Below are 6498 nucleotides of genomic sequence, written 5' to 3'. Positions count from 1 at the left end.
TTGCTGGGCTCGTGACGCCTGGACACCGCACCTCGCGGCGTTGTCGTCGGTCGCCCATGCTCCGCAGTGGCTCCTCCCCCTGCCTTCGGCGGGGGGACCCCCTCCTCCGCCTTGCGATGCACGGCACCAGACGCCACTCCCTGATCCAGCCTGATCCAAACGAAAGACCCTGGCCCGCGAGGGCAACGAGGCGGGCAAACCCCCATGGGTCGTGTGCGCTGAAGACGGTGACCTCGTCTGCGCGGCCGCTACGGCGACGCCGTGCGCGGTCGGGCGTCCCGGCCCCCTACAGCGGCTGGACGACCTCGTCGGAGGGAGGTGGAGGCGGTGGGGTTCCGTCGCCGAACGGGCGGCCGCCCAGCTCCTCACGGTGGTGCGGGGCCCGCCAGCCACGCAGGTCCGGGCCCCGTGGCACGATCCGCGTCGGATTGATGTCCTGGTGGACCACGTAGTAGTGCCGCTTAATGTGGTCGAAGTCCACTGTGTCGCCGAAGCCGGGCGTCTGGAACAGATCCCGTGCGTACGCCCACAGGACCGGGTCCTCGGTGAGCTTGTTGCGGTTGCACTTGAAGTGACCGTGGTAGACGGCGTCGAACCGGACGAGCGTGGTGAACAGCCGGACATCGGCCTCGGTGATCGTGTCGCCCACCAGGTAGCGCTGCCCGGCCAGGTGCTCCGACACCTGGTCCAGCCGGGCGAACAGCCGCGCGTACGCCGCGTCGTAGGCCTCCTGGCTCTTGGCGAACCCGGCCTTGTACACGCCGTTGTTGACGTCCTGGTAGATGCCCTCCATCCGCTCGTCGATCTCGTCCCGCAACGCCTCCGGGTAGAGGTCCGGCGCGCCCTCGCGGTGCAGGGCCCGCCATTCGGTGGACAGGTCCAGGGTGATGCGCTGGTAGTCGTTGGTCACGAGCCGGCCGCTCGGTACGTCGACGATCGCCGGAACGCTCACGGGGCCGTCGTAATCCTTCTCCCTGGCCTGGTACGCCTCGCTCAGGAACCCGATGCCCAGGACCGGGTCCCGGTCGTCCGGGTCCAGGGTGAAGCGCCAGCTCCGCTCGTCCTGCACCGGATCGGCGACGGCCACGGACACGGCCTCCTCCAGGCCCAGCAGCCGCCGCACCACCAGCGAACGGCTCGCCCAGGGGCACGCACGGCTGACGACGAGCCGGTACCGCCCGGCCTCGACCGGCCAGCCGTCCCTGCCGTCGGCGGTGATCCGGTCCGCGAAACGGCTCGCGGACCGCGTGAACTCGGTGGAATCGCGCACGGCGCCCGCCCTTCCTGGCGATGGAGACGACGGAAGACGTGCGGTCGGGTACCCGCCCCGGGCCGGGTGTCACTCCTTGCGCCGGCCGTGGTCCCGAGCCTCGTCGGGGAAAGGCAACGGGCGGCAGGCATCCGTCCACGACCGAACACCGCGCCCGGTGGACCCAGGGTCTTTCGTTTGGATCAGGCTGGATCAGGGTGCGGTGTCCAGGCGTCACGAGCCCAGCAAGATCCGAACGAGAGGCCCTAGCCGTCCGCCTGGGCACGCAGCGCGCTCGGACGGCCGCGGCGGCGGCGCGCTCCGGGGTGGAAGACCAGCATGATCAGCCGGGACCCGGGGGCCGCCAGCGGCTGGGCGGCGCACATGGTCACCCACCCTTGGCCCAGGGTCGGGTGGGTGAACGGGCGCTCGTCACCGTCGAGGTGGCTGTAGGCACTCGCCGACTCGTAGAGGGGAGCCGCCACCGGGTCGGCCAGGACGTCCTGCTCGATGGCGCACAGGGTCTTGTCGGACGGGTCGGCGGCGAGCGCGACGCGCAGCTGGGGGAGCACCACCGGCGCCCACGCGGTCTCCCAGTCGGTCAGGACGGTGCGGGCGTCCGGTTCGACGGTCATCCACCGCATGGCGTTGGCAGGGACCCGGCGGCCGGGGAAGAGTCCCTCGAAAAGGCCGTTGTGGGCCAGCACGTTCCACGAACGGTCGTTGATGTAGGCCGGGTGGGAGACGCAGGCGAGGATCTCCTCCCACACGGCCGGGACCTCCTCGCCGGAGCGGAAGTCGAGCGGGCGGGGCGGATCCTGGCCCAGCGCGTACCGCCACAGCGCGATCCACTCCTGCTCGTTCATCCGGAACAGCCGCGCCACGTCCTGGAGGAGGTCGACCGGGGGGTTCGGGTAACGGCCGGACTCCAGGCGGCCGTAGGTGTCCGGGGCGCGGTGCAGGATCTGGTCGATCTGCGCCTGGGACAGCCCGCGAGCCCGCCTGCCCTGCCGTGTGGGACGCGACAGGCCCTGGCTCTCCGGCGTGATCGACGCCCGGCGCTCACTGAGCAGGAGACGCAGTGCAAGCTTGTCCATGACGCTTTCTTCCCCCAGGGGGCGGCCGCCGGTTGTGCCGTGGCCGCCGTGGTGTGCCGCGGACCGATCCGGGAAAACAGCCCGGAAGGGCCACACCGGTACGCTGGCCCGTCGTACGTCAGCGATCAAGCGTCCGCGTGGTGCGTACATGCGCACGGCGCACACACGCAGGCGTAAACGGGGGCGAGAAGGATGGACGAGGACTATTCCGCGCGCGCCGGTTCCGGCGCCGGCGTCGACGGGCGGGAGGGTCTGTCGGCTGCCGCCAAGGCGTTGTACGCCGGGATCACCAGGGGCGAGTCCGTCGGCCCGGCGGACGGCCCCGCACTGCGGGAACTGCTGGCCTGGCACCTGGTCGCCGTCGACCCCGACCGGCCCGAGGCGCCGATCGCCCTGGACCCCCAGGAGGCGGGCCGGCGCCGGCTCGACGAAGGGCTGCGCGAACTGGCCGCCCGGGCGGCCGGCGTGGCGGCCGTGCCCGGTGTCGCCGACGAGCTCGCCCTGCACTTCGAGCGCGCCAAGTGGCGTTCCGGCTCGGGCAGCGAGTTCCTCGCCGAGGCCGAACAGGTCGGCGCCCGGATCGGCGAGGCTGTCAGCCAGGCCGAGACCGAGCTGCTGACCGCCCAGCCGCTCGGCCCGCGGGGCGCCGACGCCATGGAGGCCGCACTCTCCCGCGACGCCCGCGCCCTGGCCCGCGGCGTGAGCGTACGGACCCTGTACCGGGACGGCGAACGGGACGACCCGGCGACCCGTGACCGGGTGACCCGGCTGACCGCCCGGGGCGCCCGGTTCCGTACGCTGGCCGCGCCCTTCCAGAGCTGCGTCGTCGTCGACCGGCGCCAGGCGTTCATCCCCGACCACGTGGTCGGCTCCAGCCCCACGCACACCGCCTGGCATGTGATGGACCGGGCGCTGGTGGCGTTCATCGCCGAGGGCTTCGAGGACGCGTGGCGCCGCGCCGACATCTGGCACGGCGACCCCCGGAGAGCCACCCCCGACGGCCGGGCCGGGCTGACGCACCGTCAGCGCGAGATCCTCATCGACACGGCGGCCGGAGTCGACCAGCGCATCACCGCCCGGCGCCTGAGCATCGGGCTGCGCACCCTGACCAAGGAGCTCGGAGTGCTGCGCGCCCGCTGGGGCGCCCCCACCCTCGCGGCGCTCTCCTACCAGTGGGCCCTGTCCGCCGAGCGCCGGCGGATGGCGGACGAGCCGGCCGGGCCCGGGGAGTGACGATCCGGCCAGTCGGCCCCCGTGCGGAGGCCCGGCGATGGCCGAGGTTTTTCACCGAAGAAGCATCAGAAGAAATCCCCGGAGGATTGCTGCATCCTGGACGGGTTGATCGGCTTGCCCTCCGGGCGCCGGCCGGTCCACGAAACCGCTATTACGGGGGGCGTTGTCCGCGCCTCATGCCAGAAACGGGCAACGCAGGGCACGGGCAGCGTGTCCTGCCGGGCATCGCGTGGATACCGCAAGGTCGAGCCAGGGCCTTCCGGGCCGCCACACCGGATCATCGGTACGTCCCCCGTGATAGGGCGGCCTCAACTCGCCTTCCCAGCAGCGCGCCTCCACCCGCCGGTGCCGGCCCGTCTTGGGCGCCCTCCGCACCGCCCACGGAGACGGCCGCTCCGCCGTCGGCGGCTCCCAGCCCCGACGGCCCGGACCTCGCGGAGACCGGCTCGTCCAGTACCCGGCCCGTCATCGACGGCACCGCGGTGGCCGTGGTCCTGGCCCGCCCTCCCACCTGTACAGGAGGCCGGGGCGAAGTCCCGATCTTTGTGGCTTCTGCCAGTACGACGGCGTGCCGGGACCCGTAGAGACTGCCAGCCAGAGGTCGCGGCGTGTCCCGGGAGACGGCGCCGCGGCCAAGGCATGTCGACGCACGGGGAGGACTGCACGATGAGTGCGCAGCAGTATGACGAGATCGGTGAGGCCTACGAGGGGTTCAAGGCCCTGCCGCTGGAGCAGTACGTGGTGGTGCCCGGCTTCCTGGCGATGGTCGGGGACGTGCGCGGCAAGTCGGTCCTCGACCTGGCCTCCGGCACAGGCTTCTACAGCAGGGAGTTCAAGCGGCGCGGCGCCACGGAGGTGCTCGGAATCGACATCTCCAGTGAAATGGTCGCCGTGGCACAGGGTTTGGAGGAGCGCGACCCGCTCGGGGTGCGCTACGAGGTGGGTGACGTGGCCGAACTGCGGCCCTTGGAGCAGCGCTTCGACATCGTCCTGGGGGTCCAGCTGCTCAACTACGCGGAGGACATCGCCACCACGGAGCGGATGTGCCGCAATGCGCACCGGAGCCTGAAGCCCGGCGGCGAGTTCTTCCTGCTCAACCAGTCGCCCGACTTCCGCTTCGACGGGCCGACCCCGGAGAGGTACGGCTTCCGCAGCGAGCTCACCGGTGCGGAGGTGGAGACGGGACCGCAGGTCCGCACCACGGCGCTGCTCGACCCGCCGGTCTCGTTCGTCGCCAACCTCCCGCGCCGCGAGGTCTACGAGAAGTGCCTGCGGGCAGCCGGATTCACCGAGGTGACCTGGGTCCCGCTGACGGTGTCGGAAGCGGGCATGCGCGAGTTCGGGGAGGACTTCTGGGCGGACTTCCACGCCAACCCCCCGCTGGAAATGCTGCGCTGCCGCGCCTGACGACCCACCGGACATCCCGGTGGCCCGCCCCCGAGTGCGCCCGAACAGGGGCCGGGCCGCCGGAAGTCGGTCCCGGCCGCTCAGTGTGGCCTTGCCGCGTTGCCGTGGGGGCGCGGGGGCGCGGCGCGCATGGTGAGGCCCGGCGACCGGCACGGCTGGTGGTGGCGGACCAGGAATCGGCTGTGCCACGGGACTTGCGGGACACCCGCACAGCGCGTTCCGGAGACGCCTTGGGTCACGCCTTGGGTGATGCCACCCTCGGCGACGGCCGCGCCAACGTGTCGGTACGCGTGGCCGGGGACAGGAAGGGGACTGCCGGCTTCCGTGCGGCGGCGCACGGAAGCCCGCGCCCGGGACCGGCCGCGTCGCCGTCACCCCTCGACCGGCGCCTCACGCGTACGGGTCCAGGTGAGCAACTGCTCGGCCGGCCAGGTGTTGATCACCCGGTCGGTGGGTACGCCGCACTCCTCGGCCCGCGCGCAGCCCAGGATCTGCCAGTCCAGCTGCCCCGGCGCGTGTGCGTCGGTGTCCACCGCGAAGAACACCCCGGCCTCCACGGCCTGCCGCAGCAGCCGCCGCGGCGGATCCAGGCGTTCCGGGCGACTGTTGATCTCCACCGCCGTCCCCGACTCGGCGCACGCGGCGAAGACCCGCTCCGCGTCGAACTGCGACTCCGGCCGTCTCCCGCCCACCAGCCGGCCCGTGCAGTGCCCCAGCACGTCCACCAGCGGATTGCTCACGGCCCTCACCATCCGCCGGGTCATCGCCGGGGCGTCCATCCGCAGCTTGGAGTGGACCGAGGCGACCACCACGTCCAGCCGGTCCAGCAACTCGTCCTCCTGGTCGAGCGAGCCGTCCAGCAGGATGTCGCACTCGATGCCCGTCAGCAGCCGGAACGGCGCCCAGGTCTCGTTCAGCTCCGCCACCACGTCCAGCTGCTCCCGCAGCCTCTCCGCCGACAGGCCGCGGGCCACCGTCAGCCGGGGCGAATGGTCGGTCAGCACCGCCCACTCATGGCCCAGCGCCGCCGCGGCCCGCCCCATGGCGTCGATCGGGCTGCCGCCGTCCGACCAGTCGGAGTGCAGGTGGCAGTCGCCGCGCAGCGCCGCCCGCAGCGCCGTACCCCGCTCCGGCGCGTCCCCCGCCTCGCTCTCCAGCCGCGCCAGATACGCGGGTACGTCACCGGCCAGCGCCTCCCGCACCACCTGTGCGGTCTTGGGACCGACGCCCTTCAGCTGCTCCAGGGTCCCGGCCCGCGCCCGCTCGGCCGCCTCGCCCTCGCCCAGCGCCGACAGCGCCGCCGACGCGGTACGGAACGCCTTCACCCGGTACGTCGGCGCCTGCGACCGCTCCAGCAGGAAGGCGATCCGGTCCAGTGCCTCGACGGGGTCCATCGCATGTGCCTCCTCGGCTAGGTCGTGTCTTTCGGATCTTGCCGGGCTCGCGAGCCCTGGCACGCGCATCTGCTGCGTTGTCGTCGGTCGCCAATGCTCCGCAGTGGCTCCCTCCTCC

General features: G+C 72.4%; 5 protein-coding genes. 2 read left to right on the top strand and 3 right to left on the bottom strand.

Annotated features, from left to right (window positions below):
• Nucleotides 1–286 precede the first annotated feature (286 nt).
• Nucleotides 287–1270, bottom strand: a complete 984-nt coding sequence (locus ABT360_RS34945) for a glutathione S-transferase family protein (protein ID WP_351825732.1) — start codon at nt 1268–1270, stop codon at nt 287–289.
• Between the two features lie 245 nt (nt 1271–1515).
• Nucleotides 1516–2346 (bottom strand): MmyB family transcriptional regulator, encoded by an 831-nt coding sequence (locus ABT360_RS34940; RefSeq protein WP_351825730.1) that lies wholly within the window; start codon nt 2344–2346, stop codon nt 1516–1518.
• A gap of 192 nt (nt 2347–2538) precedes the next feature.
• On the opposite strand from ABT360_RS34940, the gene ABT360_RS34935 reads away from it, so the two are divergent.
• The gene (locus ABT360_RS34935; RefSeq protein WP_351825728.1) at nt 2539–3579 is read left to right on the top strand and encodes a hypothetical protein; all 1041 of its coding nucleotides are present in this window, start codon (nt 2539–2541) and stop codon (nt 3577–3579) included.
• Between the two features lie 666 nt (nt 3580–4245).
• Nucleotides 4246–4986 (top strand): class I SAM-dependent methyltransferase, encoded by a 741-nt coding sequence (locus ABT360_RS34930; protein ID WP_351825726.1) that lies wholly within the window; start codon nt 4246–4248, stop codon nt 4984–4986.
• Nucleotides 4987–5357: 371 nt separating this feature from the next.
• On the opposite strand, the gene ABT360_RS34925 is transcribed toward ABT360_RS34930, so the two are convergent.
• Entirely contained in the window at nt 5358–6380 is a 1023-nt protein-coding gene (locus ABT360_RS34925; RefSeq protein WP_351825724.1) for a PHP domain-containing protein, read from the bottom strand.
• Between the last annotated feature and the right edge of the window lie 118 nt (nt 6381–6498).

The organism is Streptomyces sp. NPDC000229, assembly GCF_040300825.1.
Taxonomy (GTDB): Bacteria; Actinomycetota; Actinomycetes; order Streptomycetales; family Streptomycetaceae; genus Streptomyces.
Note: the sequence above shows the minus strand (reverse complement) of the source record. Positions and strands in the feature narration are given on the sequence as shown.